At 75.2% G+C, this 19,094-nt stretch carries 19 protein-coding genes and 1 pseudogene; 10 read left to right on the top strand and 10 right to left on the bottom strand.

What is annotated here, in order from left to right:
- Positions 1-42: 42 nt before the first annotated feature.
- The 3 genes from ACH5AR_RS03935 (at position 43) to ACH5AR_RS03925 (ending at position 3,235) form a co-directional block, all read left to right on the top strand.
- Positions 43-1,359 carry an activator-dependent family glycosyltransferase gene (locus tag ACH5AR_RS03935; protein ID WP_396299790.1) on the top strand — a complete coding sequence of 439 codons (1,317 nt, stop codon included), beginning with the start codon at positions 43-45 and terminating at the stop codon, positions 1,357-1,359.
- 51 nt (positions 1,360-1,410) lie between these two features.
- On the top strand, positions 1,411-1,848 hold the full coding sequence (locus ACH5AR_RS03930; RefSeq protein WP_396299789.1) for a MarR family winged helix-turn-helix transcriptional regulator: 438 nt from the start codon (positions 1,411-1,413) through the stop codon (positions 1,846-1,848).
- A gap of 76 nt (positions 1,849-1,924) precedes the next feature.
- On the top strand, positions 1,925-3,235 hold the full coding sequence (locus ACH5AR_RS03925) for an activator-dependent family glycosyltransferase (protein WP_396299788.1): 1,311 nt from the start codon (positions 1,925-1,927) through the stop codon (positions 3,233-3,235).
- Between the two features lie 28 nt (positions 3,236-3,263).
- Here the strand turns inward: ACH5AR_RS03925 and rfbD are convergent, their stop codons facing one another.
- The gene (gene rfbD / locus ACH5AR_RS03920) at positions 3,264-4,193 is read right to left on the bottom strand and encodes a dTDP-4-dehydrorhamnose reductase (protein ID WP_396299787.1); all 930 of its coding nucleotides are present in this window, start codon (positions 4,191-4,193) and stop codon (positions 3,264-3,266) included.
- Positions 4,194-4,335: 142 nt separating this feature from the next.
- On the opposite strand from rfbD, the gene ACH5AR_RS03915 reads away from it, so the two are divergent.
- Positions 4,336-4,698: a muconolactone Delta-isomerase family protein gene (locus ACH5AR_RS03915; RefSeq protein WP_396299786.1), complete on the top strand. Its 363-nt coding sequence runs from the start codon at positions 4,336-4,338 to the stop codon at positions 4,696-4,698.
- A gap of 20 nt (positions 4,699-4,718) precedes the next feature.
- Here ACH5AR_RS03915 and ACH5AR_RS03910 read toward each other — a convergent pair whose 3' ends face one another.
- Genes ACH5AR_RS03910 through ACH5AR_RS03885 form a run of 6 tightly spaced genes read right to left on the bottom strand, consistent with a single transcriptional unit; the run spans position 4,719 to position 10,837 of the window.
- The gene (locus tag ACH5AR_RS03910; RefSeq protein WP_396299785.1) at positions 4,719-5,687 is read right to left on the bottom strand and encodes an SRPBCC family protein; all 969 of its coding nucleotides are present in this window, start codon (positions 5,685-5,687) and stop codon (positions 4,719-4,721) included.
- A 37-nt stretch (positions 5,688-5,724) separates the two neighbouring features.
- Positions 5,725-7,020, bottom strand: coding sequence for an activator-dependent family glycosyltransferase (locus tag ACH5AR_RS03905; RefSeq protein WP_396299784.1), 1,296 nt, complete (start codon positions 7,018-7,020; stop codon positions 5,725-5,727).
- Positions 7,017-8,051 (bottom strand): hypothetical protein, encoded by a 1,035-nt coding sequence (locus tag ACH5AR_RS03900; RefSeq protein ID WP_396299783.1) that lies wholly within the window; start codon positions 8,049-8,051, stop codon positions 7,017-7,019. Before ACH5AR_RS03900 ends, ACH5AR_RS03905 begins: the two co-directional genes overlap by 4 nt.
- The gene (locus tag ACH5AR_RS03895) at positions 8,048-8,857 is read right to left on the bottom strand and encodes a phytanoyl-CoA dioxygenase family protein (RefSeq protein WP_396299782.1); all 810 of its coding nucleotides are present in this window, start codon (positions 8,855-8,857) and stop codon (positions 8,048-8,050) included. Before ACH5AR_RS03895 ends, ACH5AR_RS03900 begins: the two co-directional genes overlap by 4 nt.
- A 53-nt stretch (positions 8,858-8,910) precedes the next feature.
- Complete coding sequence (locus ACH5AR_RS03890; protein WP_396299781.1) at positions 8,911-10,059, bottom strand: nucleotide disphospho-sugar-binding domain-containing protein; 1,149 nt, start codon at positions 10,057-10,059, stop codon at positions 8,911-8,913.
- A gap of 55 nt (positions 10,060-10,114) precedes the next feature.
- A complete protein-coding gene (locus ACH5AR_RS03885; protein ID WP_396299780.1) occupies positions 10,115-10,837 on the bottom strand; it encodes a class I SAM-dependent methyltransferase in 723 nt (240 codons plus the stop codon).
- A 161-nt stretch (positions 10,838-10,998) separates the two neighbouring features.
- On the opposite strand from ACH5AR_RS03885, the gene ACH5AR_RS03880 reads away from it, so the two are divergent.
- The 3 genes from ACH5AR_RS03880 to ACH5AR_RS03870 all read left to right on the top strand — a co-directional run bounded on the left by ACH5AR_RS03880 (position 10,999) and on the right by ACH5AR_RS03870 (position 13,711).
- The gene (locus ACH5AR_RS03880) at positions 10,999-12,138 is read left to right on the top strand and encodes an aromatic ring-hydroxylating dioxygenase subunit alpha (protein WP_396299779.1); all 1,140 of its coding nucleotides are present in this window, start codon (positions 10,999-11,001) and stop codon (positions 12,136-12,138) included.
- Positions 12,139-12,399: 261 nt separating this feature from the next.
- On the top strand, positions 12,400-12,645 hold the full coding sequence (locus tag ACH5AR_RS03875; protein ID WP_396299778.1) for a DUF397 domain-containing protein: 246 nt from the start codon (positions 12,400-12,402) through the stop codon (positions 12,643-12,645).
- 118 nt (positions 12,646-12,763) lie between these two features.
- A complete protein-coding gene (locus ACH5AR_RS03870; protein WP_396299777.1) occupies positions 12,764-13,711 on the top strand; it encodes a helix-turn-helix domain-containing protein in 948 nt (315 codons plus the stop codon).
- A gap of 53 nt (positions 13,712-13,764) precedes the next feature.
- On the opposite strand, the gene ACH5AR_RS03865 is transcribed toward ACH5AR_RS03870, so the two are convergent.
- The 3 genes from ACH5AR_RS03865 to ACH5AR_RS03855 all read right to left on the bottom strand — a co-directional run bounded on the left by ACH5AR_RS03865 (position 13,765) and on the right by ACH5AR_RS03855 (position 16,069).
- The gene (locus ACH5AR_RS03865; RefSeq protein ID WP_396299776.1) at positions 13,765-14,568 is read right to left on the bottom strand and encodes an SAM-dependent methyltransferase; all 804 of its coding nucleotides are present in this window, start codon (positions 14,566-14,568) and stop codon (positions 13,765-13,767) included.
- 168 nt (positions 14,569-14,736) lie between these two features.
- Positions 14,737-15,234, bottom strand: a complete 498-nt coding sequence (locus tag ACH5AR_RS03860; RefSeq protein ID WP_396299775.1) for a hypothetical protein — start codon at positions 15,232-15,234, stop codon at positions 14,737-14,739.
- Positions 15,235-15,508: 274 nt separating this feature from the next.
- Positions 15,509-16,069 carry an EF-hand domain-containing protein gene (locus ACH5AR_RS03855; protein WP_396299774.1) on the bottom strand — a complete coding sequence of 187 codons (561 nt, stop codon included), beginning with the start codon at positions 16,067-16,069 and terminating at the stop codon, positions 15,509-15,511.
- A 262-nt stretch (positions 16,070-16,331) separates the two neighbouring features.
- Between ACH5AR_RS03855 and ACH5AR_RS03850 the strand changes: the two genes are divergently transcribed.
- The 3 genes and pseudogenes from ACH5AR_RS03850 to ACH5AR_RS03840 all read left to right on the top strand — a co-directional run.
- Positions 16,332-16,619: a hypothetical protein gene (locus ACH5AR_RS03850; RefSeq protein ID WP_396299773.1), complete on the top strand. Its 288-nt coding sequence runs from the start codon at positions 16,332-16,334 to the stop codon at positions 16,617-16,619.
- A 190-nt stretch (positions 16,620-16,809) separates the two neighbouring features.
- The gene (locus ACH5AR_RS03845) at positions 16,810-18,528 is read left to right on the top strand and encodes an FAD-dependent oxidoreductase (protein WP_396299976.1); all 1,719 of its coding nucleotides are present in this window, start codon (positions 16,810-16,812) and stop codon (positions 18,526-18,528) included.
- Positions 18,529-18,615: 87 nt separating this feature from the next.
- Positions 18,616-18,732, top strand: a pseudogene (locus ACH5AR_RS03840) (MarR family transcriptional regulator); the annotation flags it as partial.
- Positions 18,733-19,094: the final 362 nt, after the last annotated feature.

The following is a 19,094-nucleotide window of genomic DNA, read 5'->3' as shown; positions in this document are numbered from 1 at the left end:
GCCGGCCGTCGTCGCCGGCCCGTCCGAAAGGGGAACGCCCGGATGCGGGTCCTGTTCCAGCCGTTCGCCGCCGCCACCCACGTGGCCGCCCAGGTGCCGCTCGCGTGGGCGCTGCGCGCCGCCGGGCACGAGGTGCGCGTCGCCGTCCAGCCCGACGCGGCGGAGGCCGTCGCGCGGGCCGGCCTCACCGCGGTGCCGGTCGGCGAACCGCTGCACGTCGCGGCCAGGATGAACCCCGACCAGGCCGGCCTGCCGGCGGAGCTGCGCGGCGACGCCTGGCTGCGGGCCCTGGATCCGGGCGAGATCCGCCCGGCCGGGCTGTCCGCCGACCACCTGCACGGGATCTTCGCCGCCTGGACGCCGCTGGTGCACCGCAACACGGTGCCGGACCGGATGATCGACGACCTGGTCGCCTTCGCCCGGGACTGGCGGCCGGACCTGGTGGTCTGGGACACCATGACCTTCGCGGGGCCGGTCGCCGCCCGGGTCTGCGGGGCCGCCCACGCCCGGCTGATGTTCGGCCTCGACCTGGTCGGCCTGCTCCGCGAGCGCTACCTGGCCGTGCTGGGCCGGCGGCCGGCCGAGCTGCGGGACGACCCGCTGGAGGAGTGGCTGGGGCAGGTCCTGGAGCGGTACGGGATGACCGGCCCGGGCCGCGGCTTCGACGAGGAGCTGGTGGTCGGGCAGTGGACGATCGACCCGGTACCCACCTCGCTGGCCCTGCCGCTGCGCACGCCGCGCCTCCCGGTCCGCTACGTGCCGTACAACGGCCCGGCGGCGGTGCCCGGTTGGCTGGACGAGCCGCCCCGCCGCCGCCGCGTCTGCCTCACCCTGGGCGTCTCGTTCCGCGAGGTGGTCGGCGGGGACCAGGCGTCGGTCGGCGACCTCCTCGCGGCCGTCGCCGACCTGGACGTGGAGGTGGTGGCCACGCTCGACTCCGCCCAGCTGGCCGCGATCGGGCCGCTGCCGCCGAACGTGCGCGCGGTGGACTTCGTCCCGCTGAACGAGCTGCTGCCGAGCTGCTCCGCGGTCATCCACCACGGTGGCGCCGGCACCTTCCTCACCGCGCTGGCCCACGGGGTGCCGCAGGTCGTGGTGCCGGCCCGGATGTGGTGCAACACCCCGCGGGCGGAGCGGGCCCGGGCCGCCGGCGTGGCCCTGACCTGCCCGCCGGAGAGGCTGACCCCCGGCAGGCTGCGCGCGATGGTGACCAGGGTCCTGGAGGCCCCCTCGTTCGCGCGCGCCGCGGCCCGGGTGCGTGCCGAGCTGCTCGGCACGCCGGCCCCCCGGGAGCTGGTGCCGGTCCTGGAGCGCCTGGCCGCCGAGCGCCGCTCCGCTCGGCGCCAGGGCGGCCCATGACGTACCGTCGGGGGGAACGATCACGGCGCCCCCGGCTGAGGTGAACCGCCCTTGAGGACCCACATCCCCTATCTCCTGGCCGTGTCCAGCACGGTGGCGACGCGCCGGGTGGACGAGCACCTGCAGGACTACGATCTGACGGTACGTCAGTACGGCCTGCTCGCCCAGCTGTCCCACGAGCCCGGGCTGACCATGGCGGACCTGGCCCGCCAGCTCGGCATCGCCCGGCAGTCGGTGCACCGGCTCGTCGACGAACTGGTCGAGGCCGACCACGTGCGCCGCCTGCCCGGGGCCGACGACCGCTCGCGCCGGCTGGAACTCACCGACACCGCCCGCTACATGCTGACCCGGATCGACGGTCCGCTCGCCCGGGTCGAGGCGGACCTGCTCGGCGACCTCGCCCCGGACGAGGTCGAGACCCTGCGCGAGCTCCTCCAGCGGGTGCTGGCGCACGCCACCGACGACGAGGCGTGGCTGCCCGCCCGGTGACGCCCCCGTGGACGGCGACCGGGAAGGTCGAGGACGCGTCGAGGAGGGGTCGAGGACGCCTTCCTACGCTCGCCCCATGCGAGTGCTGTTTGTGACCGTGGCCGCCAAGGCCCACTTCCACGTCCAGGTGCCCCTGGCGTGGGCGCTGCGCGCCGCCGGCCACGAGGTGCGCGTGGCCAGCCAGCCCGACCTGCTGGACACCATCACCGCGGCCGGCCTGCCCGCGACCGCGGTGGGACCGCCGCTCGCCCAGGAGGAGTCCGTGGCGGAGCTGCGGCGCCGGCAGGAGCGGGCGGCCGCACGCCTGGCCGACCCGCCCGACGCCCAGGAGCTCATGCGGATGGCGGAGGACCGGCCCGAGCACCTCACGCCCGACTTCCTCGACGGCCTGTTCACCGTGATGACCTCCGCCATCTTCCAGAACTTCTCGGCAGAGGAGACCGTCGACGACCTGGTCGCCCTGGCCCGGCGCTGGCGCCCCGACCTCGTCGTCTGGGACACCCTGCTGATGGGCGGGGCCGTCGCCGCCCGGGCCGCCGGAGCCGCCCACGCACGCCTGCTCTACGGACTGGACCTGGTGGGCACGATGCGCCGGCGGCACCGGGAGTCGCTGGCCGGCCGCCCCGGCGAGCTGCGCGAGGACCCGCTCGCCGAGTGGCTGGAGTGGACGGCCGCCCGGTACGGCGGCGGGTTCAGCGACGACCTGGTGACCGGCCAGTGGACCCTCGACCCCGCGCCGGCCGCGCTGCGCACGCCCACCGACCTGCCCTGGGTGCCGGTGCGGCACGTCCCGTACAACGGGCGGGCGGTGCTGCCGCCGTGGCTGCTCGAACCCCCGCGCCGGCCCCGGGTCTGCCTGACCCTCGGGATCTCCTTCCGCGAGGTGATGGGCGGCGAACGGACCTCCGTGCCGGTGCTGCTGGAGGCCCTGGCCGAGCTGGACGCGGAGGTGGTGGCGACCCTGGACCCGGCGCAGCTGGCCGGGGCCGGCCCGCTGCCGGACAACGTCCGGGCGGTGGACTTCGTCCCGTTGGACGCGCTGCTGCCGTCCTGCTCCGCGATCGTGCACCAGGGCGGCTTCGGCACCTCGCAGAACGCGCTGGTGCACGGCGTCCCGCAGGTCGTCGTCCCCAACGACCTGTGGGACCTGCGCCCCCGGGCGGAGCTGGTCGAGCGGTCGGGGGCGGGACTGCACCGGCCCGGCCCCGGCCCGCTCACCCCGGCGGAGCTGCACGGGCTGGTGGCCCGGGTGCTCGACGACCCGTCGTTCACGCGCGGGGCGGCGCGGCTGCGGGACGAGATCGCGGCCACGCCCTCGCCCGCCGACCTGGTCCCGGTCCTGGAAGGGCTGACCCGCCGGCACCGGCGGCCCGCCTGGAGCGGCTGAGCCGGCGGGCCCTCCCCCGGCCCCGCCGTCAGCGGGGCCGGCCCGGCTCCTCCCGGGGTGCCGCCGACAGCGCCTCGGCCAGCGCCTCCCGCCAGGGCCGGGGGGCCGGGATGCCCACCTCGTGCCAGCGGTCGTGGCCGAGAACGGTGTACCGCGGCCGGGGCGCGGGGCCGGCGACGGCCGCGGCGGGCACCGGCCGCACCAGGGCGGGATCGGCACCGACCAACCGGAACACCTCGCGGGCCAGCTCGTACCAGCTGGCCCGGCCGGCGTTGGTGGCGTGGAAGACGCCCCGTGCGCCCGGGGTCCGGCCGAGCGCGAGCAGCAGTCGAGCGACGTCCGCCGCCCAGGTCGGCTGTCCCACCAGGTCCGCCACCACGTCGACGGTCCGGCCGGCCCGGGCCCGTTCGGCCATCACCCCGACGAAGCTGCGGCCGTGCGCGCCGTGCAGCCAGGCGGTGCGGACCACCGCGCCGAGGTCCGGCAGCAGGGTGAGGACAGCCCGCTCGCCGGCGGCCTTGCTGCGCCCGTAGGCGTTGCGCGGGGCGGTCGGATGCCCCTCCGGGTACGGGGAGTCGGCGTCGCCGGGGAAGACGTAGTCGGTGGACAGGTGCAGCAGCCGGGTGCCGTGCCGGGCGCAGAGGGCGGCCAGCTGCCGCGGCCCGTCCCCGTTGACCCGCAGCGCCCGCGCCTCGTCCGCCTCGGCGGCCTCCACCGCCGTGTACGCCGCGCAGTTGACCACCAGGTCGGGGCGGTGCCGGGCGAAGGCCGCGGCGAGCGCGTCGGGGTCGGTGACGTCCAGAGCCCGCCGGTCCAGGGCGGCCGCGGCCACGCCCTCGGCGGCCAGCGCCGCCGTCACCTCGTGCCCGAGCAGCCCGCCGGCTCCGGTGACGAGCCATCTCGTCGGGGGCGGTACGGGCGTCCTGGGCCGGCGGCCGGCGGGGAGCGAGGAGTTCACCCGCCCGAGCCTGCCCGCGCCCGGTCGAGCATCCGGCGACGTGCCCTGGTCGCCCCCGGGCCGTCCGCTCCAGCGGTCGTCGACCGATCGGTGACCGGGGCCGCCCAGACTCGGACGCCGAGATCCCGATCCTGGAGGAGCGATGGCGCTGTTCGCGGTCCTGGCGACCCAGTCCCCCACCGGCATTTCCGCCGACGAGTTCCGTCGGCGGCTGCCCGAAGGCTTCGCCTACGTCAAGGAGTTGGTGGACAAGGGCGTCATCCGGCACAACTGGATCCGGGTCGGCGCCTCGGGCGGGCTGCTGATCTACCGGGTCGACTCGCACGAGGAGCTCAACACCCTGCTGTACGGGAACCCGCTCAGCCCCCACCTGCGCTTCGAGGTGGTCCCGCTGGCCGAGGTCGGCGGCTTCGACCCCGGGGCCTTCGAGTCCGCCACCGCCGGGTCCGCCACCACCGAGGCCGCGGCCGCCGAGTCCGCGACCGCCGACCGGGCGGCCGGCTGACCGGCTGACGCCCCGGGGCGTCAGCCGGCCGGCAGCGCGCGGGCGAGGGCGCGGTAGAAGGCCAGGACGCCGGGCTCCTTCGGGGACAGGTGGCCGCGCTCGGCGAACCGGGAGCCGGCCACCCGCTGGACGGCCTCCATGCCCAGCCGGTCCTCCCGGTTCACCACCGCGGCGCTGCGCGCGTTCTCCTCGCGCAGCGCCGCCAGGTCCTGGCCGTCGAGCGCGGCCGGATGCATCAGTACCCCGCCCCGGACCTCGATCCGGTCGATGGTGAGCGGGATCATGCTGATCCAGACCACCGAGTCCCCGAACGCCGCGAGGCTCGCGGAGGGGAACACCGCGCAGTTGTACATGGTGGCCCGCTGGTCGGCGCTGAGCGGCAGCGCCGTGGACGCCAGCGGTTCCCGAAACGGGCTGAGCAGCCGGGTGACCCACCGGGACTCGCTGCGCACCTCCATCGCTCCGCCGGGCGGGGTGATCAGCGCGACCGTCGTCGGGTGGAGCCCCATCGCGTGGTAGTTCTCGTGGGCGTTCTGCACCGCGATCTTCCAGTTGCACCGCCATTCCTCGGAGAAGCCGGTGACCGGCGCCATCTCCGTCAGCCGGTAGGCGGCGAGTTCCCGACCGGTCCGGGCCAGGTGGGGTGCCAGGGGCTCGGCGTCCGGGTCGGCGTTGACGAAGACGAAGCCCTGCCACTCCTCCACCGATGCGGCCGGGCGGCGCGCGCCCGTGGCGGACGTGGCGCGCAGGCCCCCGTCCTCGGCCCTGGTCACGGTGACGGGCCGGCCGGCGGGCGCGACGGTCACCGACGCGCCCGCCCCGGCCAGGTCGCCCACATGGCCGGCCAGCAGCCAGGACCGTCCGAAGACCCGGTCGCGTTCGAGCGCCCACAGCTCCGGCGAGGTGAAGGCCGCCGGGGACAGGCTCACCCGGGGGGCGTCCTCGTCCAGGTACCGGCCCAGCTCCGCCATGATCTCCGTGAGCGTCATACCGCCCTCCCTCCGTCGCGCGGGTCGTAACCGGTCGTCAGCACGGTGAAGCTCCTCGGCCGTTCCGGTGACGGGCTGTGAGCCGCTCGATGACGGCGACGGCCTCGTTCGGTGTCGGCGACTCCTGGATCTCCCGCCGCAGCCGCCGTGCGTGTTCGGCGAACGACGGTTCGTCGAGCACCCGCGCGACCGTCGCCCGGAAGCGCTCCCGGGTGAACGAACGCAGCGGCAGCGCAAGGAGGTTGCCCTGTTTCTCGTACTCCTCGCCCATCGCCTCGGTGACCCACTCCCAGCCGGTGAGGAGGACCTGGGGCACGCCGTGGAACTCGGCGGTGGCCTTGGTCTGGTAGCCGGCGTGGTGCACGACGGCCGCGCAGGTCGGCAGCAGGTCGTGCATCGGCACGTGGTCGACCACCCGCACGGTGCCCGGGAGCCGCGGCAGGTGGGCGCGCTGCCGTTCGGAGAGCGCGGCGACCACCTCGACGTCCAGGTCGGCCAGGGCGTCCAGCATGCCGGAGAGCACCGCGTCGAGGTCCCACAGGCCGTAGCCGCCGTCGATGCTCACCCCGAGGGTGAGGCAGACCCTCGGCCGCTTCGGCGGCTCGCGCAGCCAACGGGGCACGACGGAGCGGCCGTTGTACGGGACGTACCGCGCGGGGACGGTGGGCACGCCCAGGTCCTCGCGCAGACCGGCCGGGCGGGTGTCCACCGTCCACTGGCCGGTGAGCACCGACTCGTCGAAGCGGGCCGGCGCGCCCAGGCGCTCCAGCGTCCAGTCCAGCCACTCCGCCGTCGGGTCCTCCCGGTGCTCGGGCGGCTGCTCGGCCGCCAGTCGCAGGAACTCCCGTCGGGTGGCCAGCTGCATGGCCAGCTCGGGGCCGGACACCACCCGGGCGTGGGCCGCCCCCACCGTGAGCGCGGCGACCGGGCCGGCCAGGCACAGCGTCTCCCAGAGGACGAGGTCCGGCCGCCAGTGCCGGGCGAAGGCCACCAGCTCGTCGATCAGCCGGTCGGAGTTCAGGCGGGAGTTCAGGGCGGGGACGATGACGCTCTCGTAGCCGAGCTGGTCCGCCCAGGTGTCCTGGTGGCCCGGCTCCCGCCGCTGGTCGGCGGTGCCGAAGTGGGCGATGGCCTCCTGGTGGAACGGCCCGAGGCCCTCGTACCACGGCGGGCAGTCGAGCGGCACGGCCGTGATCCCGGTCCGGGTGACGGTCTCCACCACGCCGGGGACGCAGGCGGCGCGGACCTCGTGCCCGGCGGTGCGCAGCGCCCACGCCAGCGGGGCGAGCAGCTGGAAGTGGCTGCCTTCCAACGAGGCGAACAGGACCCTCATCGGCTGCCTCCGCCCGGCGCGGCCGCGGTGGCCCGGACCGGCACCCGGGCCGGTCCCCGGGTCAGCGGCGCCCGGGGGCGGCGCACCGCGGGGCCGGCGGGGCGCAGCCCGCCGTACCGGGCCGCGAACGCGGCGAGGGCGCCCTCGGCCAGGGCCCGGCGGAACGCGGTGAGGTCCCGGTCGCGGCCCCGGCCCTGCCCGTCGCCGTGCCCGGGGCCGTCGCCGGCCAGCACCGCCACCCGCTCGCCGGCGGCGATCCGTTCTCCGGCGAGCGGCACCTCGGCCCGGGCCACCAGCGGGACGATCCAGGCCGGCGGCCGTTCCCGCAGCGCGTCCGAGACCGTCGGGCCGACCGCGGCGGGCGGCAGCGGGAACCGGGCCCGGAGCAGCGCCCGGACGACCAGGTCGGCGCCGGTGCGGGCGGCGGCCACCACCGTCGCCGGTGCCGGGGCGCCGGGGACGGCGGCCAGCAGGGAGCGGAGCGCGTCGGCGGCCGTGTGCAGGCGCCGGGTGGTGTCCAGCCGCTGGGGGCACACCGTCGCGTCCAGGGCGGTGCCGCAGGCCGTGACGGCTCGTGCGAACGCCTGGTGCTCGTCGGCGGGGATCCCGCACACCTCGGCCAGGGCCGCCGCCGCCAGCGGTTCGGCCACGTCGGTGACCAGGTCGAACTCCGGCCCGAGGCCCTCGGGCACGCGGATCCGGGCGGTCTCGGGCGGGGGAACCGGCCCGGCCGGGCGCGGGCCGCCGCCTGCGCCGTCGTCGCCGTCGCCGTCGCCGGGCAGGACCGGCACGGGTGCGAGGCGGGGGTCGGCGAGCAGCGCGGCGCCCAGGGCCGGGTCCCCCGTCACCCACGGGCCGGTGGCGGAGCGCCACAGCGGTCCGGCAGCGCGGACGCGCGCCCGCAGCGGCTCCGGGTCCTCGTCGACGTCGCAGAGCAGCGCCGCGTACGGGTCGCCCTTCATCCGGTGCAGCCAGAGCAGTCCGTGCTGGTGCTGGAGCCGCTCCCCGAGCCGGGCCGGTGCCGTGGTCACGAGGCGCCCTCGGAACCGGCCGCGATCAGCGGGAAGAGCTCGCCGTCGACCGGCGCGCCCGGCTCCAGGTGGGCCACCGGGTGGTCCTGCACCCCGGGGCGGTAGGTGGCGTCGGAGTCCATGTAGACGGCGGCGAAGGCGAGTCGGCGCTCGCCGTCGGTGTTCTCGGCGGCCATGTGCACGGTGCGGAAGTCGTGGAAGACCACGTCGCCGGCGCGCATCGGAACGGCCACCCGGGGGCTGAACGGGAACTCGGGCCAGACCTCCTCCATCGGCCGGTAGTCCTGGAACCCGGCCAGGTGGACCTGGCGGTGCTCCGCCGGGCGCCGGTGCGAGCCGGGCACGTAGACCAGGCAGCCGCGGTCGGCGGGCACGTCCACCAGCGGGATCCAGGCGGTCAGCGTCCGGGTGAGGCCCGCGAGCGGCAGCCCCGGCTCGTCGTCGTGGACCACGGTGGGCAGGTGGACCCGCGGCTCCTTCTTCAGCACGTCGGTGCCGTAGAGGCGCAGCGGCCCGCCGGCCAGGGTCTCGGCGAGCCCGGTGATCGCGGGGTGCAGGGCGAGCCGGCGCAGGTCCGGGTCCTTGCGCCAGGCCGCCTCCACGTAGTGGACCTGGGTCTGCTCCTCGGACGCGCCCCAGACCTGCGGGCCCTCCTCCGCGAGGAGTCGCTCGGCGGCGGCACGGAACACGGCCACCTCGTCGGCGGGGAGCACGGCCGTGACGTGGACGAAGCCCTGCTCCCGGTAACGGCGCACGGCCTCCTCGGTGGGCCGCCCGGCCTTCGTCGGATCGGTGGTTGTCTGCATCTGTTCGGCTTCCTGGGTCGGGTGGGCGGGGGCGCCGACGGCGGGCCGGGCGTTCAGCCGAGCGACTCGGCGAGCCGGGCCGCCGTCTCGGCGGGGGTGGGCATGGCGAGCAGCTCGGCCCGGACCTGCCGGGCGTTGTCGCGCAGGCGGTCGTCCCGGAGCAGGGCCCGGCACTCGGCCGCGCCGAGGGTGGTGGCCTCGGCCACCAGCCCGATGCCCCGGGCCGGCAGCAGGTCGGCGCCGGTCTGCTGGTAGGAGCCGCGGGGGATGACGCACTGCGGGATTCCGGCGGCGGCCGCCGTCAGCAGGGTCCCGCTGCCGCCGTGGTGGACGATCGCGGCGCAGGTGTCCAGGAGCAGGTCGAGCGGGGCCCATTCGACCAGCCTGACGTTGGGCGGGACGTCGCTCAGGAGCGCCGGGTCCCCGCCCCCGAGGGTGACCACGAACTCGGCGTCCACGCCCCGGGCGGCCTTCAGGAGCGGCTCCAGGACGGCGATGCCGCCCCACTGGGCCTCGATGGTGCCGAGCGTGACGGCGATCCGGGGCGCCCGCGGGCGCTCCGTCAACCAGCCGGGCAGCACGGCGCCGCCGTTGTAGGGCACGTGGCGCAGCAGCCCGGCCCCGGGGGTGCGGCGCTCCTCGGGAAGGAGCGCGGTGAGGCTCGGGGGGAGGGTGGTGAGCGCGACCGTGGCCGCGGGTTCGCCGGTGACGCCGTGGCGGTCCCAGTGCGGTGCCGTCCCGGCGCGGAGCAGGGTGCCCAGACGGGTGCCGCTGTCGTACGAACCGAGCCGGGGCTCGACCAGCGGCACGCCCAGCGCGGCGGCGACCAGCCGTCCGGCCGCCTGGAGGGGCGGTGCGACCACCAGGTCGGGCGGCCAGTCGCGGGCCGCCGCGAGGACGCCGTCGACCATGACCCCGGACACCCGCGCGAAGAGCGTGGCGAGTTCGGCGTCGTCGGGGTCCTCCGCGAACATGGGGTGGTCGGTGGGAACGCCGTCCCCGTTCTCGCGGGGCAGGTAGACCGGCAGGTAGTCCAGGCCCGGGGTGACGTCCACGACGTCGAAGCCGGCCTCGGCCGCGGCGAGGCTGAGCCCCCCGGTGGCGTACCGGACCCGGTGGCCCGCGGCGCGGAAGGCCTGGGCGAGGGGGATGGTCGGGAAGAGGTGGCCGAGGCCCGGGGAGGTCACGAACAGGACGCGCATGCTGCTCCCAGCTGGGGTGGTCGGGGCGGTCGTCGGCGGGCGCGGTGCGGGCGTGTCACGGGCTCCCCGGAGCGGTCCCGAGGAACAGGCCGCGGCCGGCGTGCAGGCCGGGGACGTACGTGACGTCGAGGCCGGCCGCCCGGAACGCGGCCTCGTAGGTGGCGCGGGGGAACAGCGAGATGCGGTGGGTCTCGGAGAAGTGCCGGACGCCGCTGCGGGGGTCGGCCACCACGTAGTGCACGTCCATCCGGCAGGCGTCGCCCGCCCGCGCGGAGTGCGAGACCCTGGCGACGGTGCGCCCCGCCACGGTGGCGACGTCCCCGGAGACGTAGCCGTCGAGGTAGGTCTCGGGGAACCACCAGGGGTCGACGGCGACCACTCCCGCCGGCGTCAGGTGCCGGGCGAAGGCGGCCAGGGCGGTGTGGAGTTCGGCCGGGTCGGCGGCGTAGCCGAGCGACCCGAACAGGCAGGTGACCACGTCGAAGCGGGAGTCGAGCCGGAAGTCGCGCAGGTCTCCGGTGTGGACGGGAACGTCGGGCAGCGCCCGCCGGGCGGCGCGGACCATCGGCTCGGACAGTTCGAGGCCGGCGACCCGGCCGAAGAGGCCGGCGAAGTGGCGCAGGTGCGCCCCGGTGCCGCAGGCCACGTCGAGCAGGGAGTCGGCGTCCGGCCGCAGGGCGCGCACCCGCCGGGCGAGGTCGTGCGCCTCGGCCGCGTAGTCCTTGCCGCGGCTCTCGTGGATCAGGTCGTGGATCTCGGTGAGGTCAGCCCCGTACATGGACGGATCGTCGGAAGCCGCGCTGGAGAAATCGCCCAGGGCGGATGGAGGCGCCGCGCGGCGGCGCCGAGGGCGGGTCCATCGCGATCCGACCGGTTCACGAGTGCGCGCGGCCACCCTCGGCCGGAACCGGACGAAGCCGGACCGAAGGGAGGACCGACGTGGACATCGGTGAGATCACGGCGGAGCTGGAGCGGTATCTGGGGCCGGACGCCGAGGACCTGAGCCTGCCGCCGGCGGCGTTCACGTCGCCCGAGCTGTGGGAGCTGGAGCGGCAGTCGGTCTTCGGCCGCTCGTGGGTGCTCGTCGCGCACGTGGACGAGCTGGCGGAGACCGGGTCCTACGTGTCCGTGTCGGTGGCGGGCGAGCCGGTGGTGGTGGTGCGCGGCGAGGACGGCGCGTTGAACGGGCTCTCGCCGGTGTGCCGGCACCGGCTGATGCCGGTGGTGGAGGAGGGCGCCGGGCGGACCGACGTCTTCACCTGCCCCTACCACCTGTGGCGCTACGCCCTGGACGGCCGCCTGGTCGGCGCCACCCACATGAAGCGCAACCCGGCCTTCGACCCGTCGACGTGCCGGCTGCCCGCCTTCGCGGTGGAGGAGTGGCAGGGGTTCGTCTTCGTCAACCTGGACGCCTCGGCCGAGCCGTTGGGGCCCCATCTGCGGCGGATCGGCGAGGACCTGGCCAACTACCGGCTGCCGGAGCTGGTCCAGGTGGCCGGCTGGACCGAGGAGTGGCACTGCAACTGGAAGATCGCCGTCGAGAACGCCCACGAGAACTACCACGTCATGGGCTTCCACCCGGAGACCCTGCAGCCGACCACGCCGGGGGGCGCGCGGACGACCGTCCGGGCGGACTCGCCGTGGGCCGACAGCATGCGGGTGCGCTACGCGGAGCCGCTGGAGCCGGTGGTCCTCGACCTCACCGAGGAGGAGCGCGCGCACCTGTACGGGTTCTTCGTCTTCCCGTCGGGCAGCCTGGCCGCCTCCGGTGACATGGTGGTCTGGCTCAGCCTCGTCCCGACGTCCATCGACCGCACCCTGGTCCGCGGCGGGGTGCTGATGCCCGGCGCCCTGCTCGACGGCCAGGACCGCGAGGCCGTCCGCAAGGGAGCGGAGGCGTACGCCGCCCGGATCAACGGCGAGGACCGACGCGGCCTGGAGGCGGTCCAACGGGGCGCCGCCTCGCGCTTCGCCGAGCGCGGCCACCTCTCCCCCAAGGAACCCGGCGTCCTGCTCTTCTACCGCGGCCTGGCCCGCGCGCTGCTGCGCGGCGACGCCGACTGGCCCGGCGAACTCTGACCGCCCCGGAGGGCGCGGTCCGCGGTCGCGCCGGGCCGCCGAATATCGGTCAAATACTATTCTTAACAAATACGCACTAAGCCCTTTATTCACTCCTCGCTACACCATGGAGGCCTCGAATTTCCAGCGGCTGGAATTGTCGTTGGTCTGCGTGCTGAAATTGCAGCAGGCAGACTATCGGCCCTGCGACCCGGGCCTCGGCATGCCCCGGGCGGGCATGCGTCCGAGGGGCCCGGCGCGCACCACTGGAAGGATGATCAGATGAAGGAACTCTTCAATGGCATGCCCGCCGGCCGGATCCCCGGGGCGACCTGGGTCAAAGCCGCAACCAGCGCAGAGACCGGGGCCTGCGTCGAGATGACGCCGCTCCCCTCCGGCGGAGCCGCGATGCGGAACTCCACCGACCCGGAAGGCGCCGCGCTGGTCTTCACCGCGAGGGAGTTCCGGGCGTTCCTCGGAGGCGTCAAGAACGGCGAATTCGATCATATGGTCGCCGCTTCCTCCTGAGATTCCACGGCGGCTGGTCGGTTCTGCCGTAGCACCCGTCAGGATTCACCCGGGAACGGGGCGTGCGGGCTCCCGCGTGTGCGACGATGAGCACAATTGAGTCGCTTATGGAGCCCGCGTGCCCGACCTGCCCGAAATCGGCGACCGCCTCGCCGGCGCCACCCCGCGCCGCCGGGCCGGTGCGGATCCCGCCAACAATCCTCCGGCCGCGGCGCTCATCCTCGGCGCCCGGCTGAAAGCGCTGCGGGAGGGCCTCGGTCTGACCCAGTCGGCGGCGGTCCGCTCCACCGAGTTCTCGAACTCCACGCTCTCGCGCCTGGAGCGCGGCGAGAGCCCGCCCGAGGAGGCCGACGTCCGGAAGCTCGCCCGCGTGTACGGGGCGAGCGCCCAGGAGGAGGAACAGCTCATGCAGCTGGTGGCCCAGGCGCGCCGCCCGGTGTGGTGGTCGAGGTTCCTGGAGACGACGGCCGGCTACCTCACCACGTACATCGGCCTGGAGGAGGCCGCCCGGCGGATGGCCACCTACGAGGCGCTCGTGGTGCCGGGCGTCCTCCAGACCGAGGCCTACGCGCAGGACCTGATCGAGCGCCACTTCCTCGCCAGCGAACAGGACAAGGTGTCCCTGGCCGTGCAGCTGCGCATGGAGCGCCGACGCCGCTTCCTCGCCTCGCCGCCGGAGTCGGCCGTCTTCCTGATCAGCGAGTTCGTCCTCCAGCCCCTCGTGGAGGACCGGAGCGTGATGGCCGAGCAGATGCGCTACCTGCGCACCATGGCGATGACCCCGGGCATCAAGGTCCGGGTGGTGCCGATGTCCAGGATCATCGGCCTGCAGATGGCCTCGATCACCCAGCTCGAGTTCGAGGACGGCGGCCTGCCGCCCATGATGTACCTGGAGGGGTACGAGAGCGCGGACTACCGGCCCCGGGCCACCGGCTCCGTGGGCGGACGCAACAACGGGGCGGACTACGAACGGCACCTCCAGCTCCTCGTCAAGATGAGGGCCCGGGCCGCCACCCGCCACCAGAGCATGCGTCTCATCGAGAACGCCATCGAGCGGTACTCCTGACGCCCCCGGCCCGTGCGGGGCCGCCGCTCCCGCGACGGGCGGGCCGGAGGGCCTCAGGGCACGCGCGCCACCCCGCCGAAGGCCGTCAGCTCCAGGCTTCGCTGGTGCGGGCGGACCTCGGACTGCGGACGCCAGTCGGTGACGTCGACGAGACCGGGCCGCTCGACGTCCAGCCCCTCGAAGTAGGCGTGGACGTCCCGGCGTTCCCGGACCCGCCCCCAGAACCTCTTCAGCTGGCGGTTCATCAGCTCGGTGACCTGGGCGCGGATGCGGGCGTCGTCACTGACGAGCTCGGAGATCACCACGAAGCTCCCGGGGGCCAGCCGTGACACGACGCGGCGGACCACCTCGGCCGGGTCCAGCTCGTCGGGGACGCAGTGCAGGACGGCGGAGAACAGCACGGCGGTGGGAGCGTCCGGGCGGATCAGGGCGCGCGTGGCCCGGTGGCCGAAGACCGCGTCCGGATCGGTCATGTCCGCCCTGACCATCGCCGTGCGGTTGTTCTCGTCCAGCGACTCGCGCCCGTAGGCGATCACGATGGGGTCGTTGTCCACGTAGACGATGCGCGAGTCCTCGTCGACGCGCTGCACGACCTGGTGGAGGTTCTCGTCCATCGGCAGGCCGCAGCCGTAGTCGAGGAACTGGCGGATGCCGTACTCGGTGGCCAGGGCGTGCACCGCCCGGCGCAGGAACAACCGGTTGTTCACGGCCAGCTGTCTGCTGGTCGGAGCGATGTGGAGCAGCCGCTCCCCGGCCCTCCGATCGGCCTCGAAGTTGATCGACCCGCCCAACAGCCAGTCGTACACCCTGGCGTCGCCGGGCACGGTGACATCAATGCCGTCGCCTTTGCTCCCCATCGGGCCCTTCAACCGTTGGCAACCCCGTCCGGAGGCAGGGTGGTTGCCGATCAGTGTAGGGATCCCCCCCTGAGGGCGTCATCACCCTACGGGGTGGAAAAGGGCACAGGAAGGAACTCCGGGCCGCTTTCCCCGCCTCCCGGTACGACTGATCGGACTGTGTCGGCGTCAGATGTGCGGAAGGACCTCCCTCAGGTCGGACAGGTACTCGCTCAGCAGTCGCCTGCCCGCCAACGCGCCCGCTTCGACCACGGAGCGTTCGATTCCCATCAGCGCGGCCACGGCCTCGGGGCCGATGCCGAGGCGGTGGCGCAGCAGGACGATGTCGGCGATCGGGTCGGGCAGGAGCCGGTGCAGCAGGTCCTCGCCGGAGGCCGTGCCCGCCCGGTCGCGGGCGCGCCGCGCGGCGGTCACCGAGCGGCGCAGCGCGCACCAGGCCTCCCGCGCCGGGCTCGGCCCCCGCAGGACGACGTCCCACCGCCCGTGCATGCGGTACAGGGCCTCGACGACCGCGGCCTGGCCGGCCTGTTCGTCCTGGAGCCTCGCCCGCGCGTACAAGAGGTAGCGGCTCCGGGACAGGGTGACGAATGCGCCGAAACCCAGGGGCGCGCGGCCGGCAGCCGGGGTGTTCTGGTGGATCGGTGCTCCTGGGGTGCCGTGCTCCATGTCCGTTTCTCTCTCACCGTGGACCGCTTGGCGGGCGAGCGGCACGCGCGGATCGCGGAGCCCCACCGAGGCCCCTTGACGACTCCGTCCACCGCCGGGAATCCACGGTCTGCGGGGCCGGTCACAATGTACTGGGCAATATTGGCCCGATACGCGGTCAGGGACTCCCCTGCAAAACCACGGGGCAAATCCCGGCGCGTACGATCCGCACTCGCGCACATGTTTCCGGCGCCCGCATTCCCGTTCGACGGAATGCGGGCGCCGGGGCGGGAGGCTAGGGCGTGAGCGGGTGCTCGCCCGTCCACCAGTTGCCGGGGGCCTCGGGGTCGCGGCTGGTCCAGTACTCCACGATCGCGCCGATGAACTCCTCGCGGGACAGCACGCCGTCGCCGTTGCGGTCCAGGTGGCGGAAGGCGGTGTCGGCCCGGTCGCGGCCGAGGTGCGGGAAGTGGCCGCGGTGGAAGGCGCGGAACTCCTCCGGGTCGACCGTGCCGTCGCCGTTCGCGTCGGCGACGGCGAGGAAGACCTCTGCGAGCCGGCCGACGGTGGCGGCGGCGGCTCCCGGGTCGTCGGCCAGGGTCAGGGTGGAGGCGATGAACTGCTCCCGGCCGATCTCCCGCGCGCCGCCGGCCCGGGGCTGGTGCAGGTCGCGCCAGACCGAGACGTAGGCGTCGACGATCCTGCGCTCGGCCCCGGAGCCCGGCGGGTGCCCCAGGGCACGGGCGGAGGCCTGGCCCATCAGGACGTGGTCCTGTTCGGTGAGGCGGCCGTCGCCGTCGGCGTCGAGGTGGTCGAAGCCGCGGGCGATCTTCGTGGTCAGCAGGTCGTCGGTCACGGGGGCCCTTCCTGGTCGTGTCCTGGTCGCGGTGGGGACCGCTGGACGGTCGTGGCCAGCATCGCGCGGCCCCCGCCGGGTCCGGCGCAGCACCGCCCGAAGCGGCGGCGATCGGCCGGGCCCGGTCCCCCGGGCGGCGGCTCGGGCGGGGCGGACGTGAACGGCGGCGCGCCGACGTGGACGGCGTCGCGCCCGGCCGGCGTTAGCATCCAGACAGCCGCGGCCGCACGGCCCGGACCGCACCGGACAGACGGAGAGCGCCATGGCAGTGGAGATTCGGGTCGAGCCCCTGGGCGACCACGAGCACCTCGTCAGGGTCCGCGAGGACGCCACCGAGGTCGAGACCCGCGTCCGGGCCACCGACGGCGTCCTCGACCTGCCGCAGATCGCCGGCGCCGACGAGGCCAGGGTCGTCCACGAGACGGTGGCCTTCCTCGTCGAGCACCAGCCCGTGATCGACATCCCGCCGATGATCGACCTCGACGACCTCGCGGACGCCTACGGCGCCCCCTACCTCGACCACCTCCGCCTCCGCCTCACGGGGGCGTGAGCCCGGCCCCACCGAGGGGTGACCGCGACCGGGCCCGGTCGTTGCACAGCCGGGGTCGTCCCGCCACCGGGGCGACCAGCGAGCCGGAGGTGCGTGCGTCGTGGGGTCGGCCGAGGAGCAGCAGGGCACCGCGCGGCGCGGGCGGACGAGGCGGCAGTTCCTCGCCCGGGCGGCCGCGTTGGGCGGGGCGATGGCCGCCGGTCCGGCGGTGGGCGCCGCCGCCCGCGCGGCCGGCGGGCGGAGCGTGGCGGTCCTCGGCGGAGGGGTCTCCGGCCTGACCGCGGCGCACGAACTGGCCGAGCGCGGCTACCGGGTGACGGTCTACGAGTACCACGACGCGCTCGGCGGCAAGGCCCGGAGCATGGACGTGCCGGGCAGCGCGAGCGGTGGCCGCCGGGCACTGCCGGGCGAGCACGGCTTCCGCTTCTTCCCCGGCTTCTACCGCAACCTGCCGGACACGCTGCGCCGCATCCCCTACCCCGGCAACCCCGGCGGCGTCCACGACAACCTGCGCGACGCCACCCAGGCGCTGCTGGCCTTCGACGCCCCGCGCCCGGGCCTGCTGCTCCCGTTCCGGAGCGTGACCCGCCCGCTCGACCTGGGCGACCTCGCCCCGGACACGCTGCGGCGGATCCTGGTCGGCGCGCTGGACGAGGTGCTGCACCTGCCCGCCGACGAGCTGGCGTACTTCGTGGACCGGGTCCTGGTCCACCTGACCAGCTGCGACGTGCGCCGCGAGGAGCAGTGGGAGCGGGTGCCGTGGTGGGACTTCATCCGGGCCGAGCGGATGTCCCACGACTACCAGCGCCTGCTCGGGGTCGGCCTGACCCGGGACCTGGTGGCGACCCGGGCCGAGCAGGCCAGCACCCGTACGGTGGCCCGCACGGTCGTCGAGGCCTTCCTGCTGAACGGGCTGCTCGGGCGCGGCGGCGACGGCCAGCCGGACCGGGTGCTCGACGGCCCCACCAGCGAGGCCTGGATCGACCCGTGGGTGGCCCACCTGTCCTCGCTGGGCGTGGAGTTCCGCACCGGGACGGAGGTCCGGGAGGTGCTGTACGCCGACGGCCGGATCACCGGCGTCCTGGTGGCGCCGTCCGGCAGCGGCGCCACCAGGACGGTGCGGGCCGACCACTACCTCAGCGCGCTGCCGGTCGAGCACGCCCGCGCCACCTGGGGCCCGCGGCTGCGCGCCGCCGACCCCCAGCTGGCGCGCTGCGACGCGATCGGCACGGACTGGATGACGGGCATCCAGTTCTACCTGCGCCGCCCGGTGCGGCTGGTGCACGGCCATGCCGTCTGCCTGGACTCGCCGTGGTCGCTCACCGCCGTCGGCCAGGCGCAGTTCTGGGACCGCGACTTCGCGGCCGCCTACGGCGACGGCACGGTGCGCGACTGCCTGTCGGTCTGCGTCTCGGAGTGGGACCGGCCCGGGATCCTCTACGGCCGGACGGCCAAGGAGTGCACCCGCGAGGAGGTGGCCCGCGAGGTCTGGGCGCAGTGCCGGCGGGCCTTCGACCGGCCGGGCGCCGGGTGGCCGGCCGACGCGGACGTGCACTCCTGGTTCCTCGACCCGGCCGTCACCGGGCTCGGCGGGCCCGCGCCGGCCAACCGGGAGCAGTTGCTGGTCCACCCCGTCGGGACGCTCCACCGGCGGCCCTCCGCCGCGACGGCGGTGGGCAACTTCTTCCTGGCCGGCGACTACGTCCGCACCGACGTCGACCTGGCCACCATGGAGGGGGCCAACGAGTCGGCCCGGCGGGCCGTCAACGCCCTGCTGGACGCGGACGGCGCGGCGGCCGAGCGGTGCCGGATCCGGCTGCTCTTCCGGCCGCCGGAGCTGGAGCCGCTCAAGCTGGTCGACGAGACCCGCTACCGGCTGGGGCTGCCGAACACCTTCGACCTCGGCTGAGGGCACGGTCCAGGAGGCGCCGGCCGCGGTGGCCGAGGCGGCCGGCGCCGCCGGGCCGGACGACTGGCCGAGCTGTTGGCGCAGCTCGGCATGCCGCGCAGGGTGGGCCGGGTCCTCGCCTGCCTCTACCTCACCGACTGCGGCAGCCTCACCTCCGCCGAGCTGGTGCAGCGGCTCGGGGTGAGCCCGGCGTCGGGCTCCAAGGGCGTGTCTGACAATTCGCGTCGGACCAGGGCGCGGCGTCGGGGTGCGTGCATCGCAAGGCGGAGGAGGGAGCCACTGCGGAGCATTGGCGACCGACGACAACGCGGCGAGGTGCGTGCCCGGACGCCGCGCACCCGGCGAGAATTGTCAGACACGCCCTAGGCGATCGGCTCCCTCGAAGGCCAGGAGCTGGTTCGACGCGAACGGGACGGCGGCGCCCACCGCGAGCGGTACGTCGTCGACGACGACATCTGGTACCGCGCCCTGCTCGCGAGCGCCCGACGCAACACCGTACCGGCCGAGTTCACCCGCGACGGCGCGGACCTGCTCGGCCCGGCCGCCCCGGCCGGGGCGAGGATGGC

Source organism: Kitasatospora sp. NPDC018619 (assembly GCF_044391605.1).
Taxonomy (GTDB): domain Bacteria; phylum Actinomycetota; class Actinomycetes; order Streptomycetales; family Streptomycetaceae; genus Kitasatospora.
The sequence above is the reverse complement of the archived record's forward strand: the minus strand, read 5'-3'. Positions and strand labels throughout refer to the sequence as shown.

Excerpts from the sequence above, each read along its gene's own strand:
- ACH5AR_RS03935 (WP_396299790.1), top strand. The coding sequence starts at position 43 with ATGCGGGTCCTGTTCCAGCCGTTCGCCGCCGCCACCCACGTGGCCGCC.
- ACH5AR_RS03925 (WP_396299788.1), top strand. The coding sequence starts at position 1,925 with ATGCGAGTGCTGTTTGTGACCGTGGCCGCCAAGGCCCACTTCCACGTC.
- ACH5AR_RS03915 (WP_396299786.1), top strand. The coding sequence starts at position 4,336 with ATGGCGCTGTTCGCGGTCCTGGCGACCCAGTCCCCCACCGGCATTTCC.
- ACH5AR_RS03910 (WP_396299785.1), bottom strand. The coding sequence starts at position 5,687 with ATGACGCTCACGGAGATCATGGCGGAGCTGGGCCGGTACCTGGACGAG.
- ACH5AR_RS03905 (WP_396299784.1), bottom strand. The coding sequence starts at position 7,020 with ATGAGGGTCCTGTTCGCCTCGTTGGAAGGCAGCCACTTCCAGCTGCTC.
- ACH5AR_RS03895 (WP_396299782.1), bottom strand. The coding sequence starts at position 8,857 with ATGCAGACAACCACCGATCCGACGAAGGCCGGGCGGCCCACCGAGGAG.
- ACH5AR_RS03890 (WP_396299781.1), bottom strand. The coding sequence starts at position 10,059 with ATGCGCGTCCTGTTCGTGACCTCCCCGGGCCTCGGCCACCTCTTCCCG.
- ACH5AR_RS03885 (WP_396299780.1), bottom strand. The coding sequence starts at position 10,837 with ATGTACGGGGCTGACCTCACCGAGATCCACGACCTGATCCACGAGAGC.
- ACH5AR_RS03875 (WP_396299778.1), top strand. The coding sequence starts at position 12,400 with ATGAAGGAACTCTTCAATGGCATGCCCGCCGGCCGGATCCCCGGGGCG.
- ACH5AR_RS03865 (WP_396299776.1), bottom strand. The coding sequence starts at position 14,568 with ATGGGGAGCAAAGGCGACGGCATTGATGTCACCGTGCCCGGCGACGCC.
- ACH5AR_RS03860 (WP_396299775.1), bottom strand. The coding sequence starts at position 15,234 with ATGGAGCACGGCACCCCAGGAGCACCGATCCACCAGAACACCCCGGCT.
- ACH5AR_RS03850 (WP_396299773.1), top strand. The coding sequence starts at position 16,332 with ATGGCAGTGGAGATTCGGGTCGAGCCCCTGGGCGACCACGAGCACCTC.
- ACH5AR_RS03845 (WP_396299976.1), top strand. The coding sequence starts at position 16,810 with ATGGCCGCCGGTCCGGCGGTGGGCGCCGCCGCCCGCGCGGCCGGCGGG.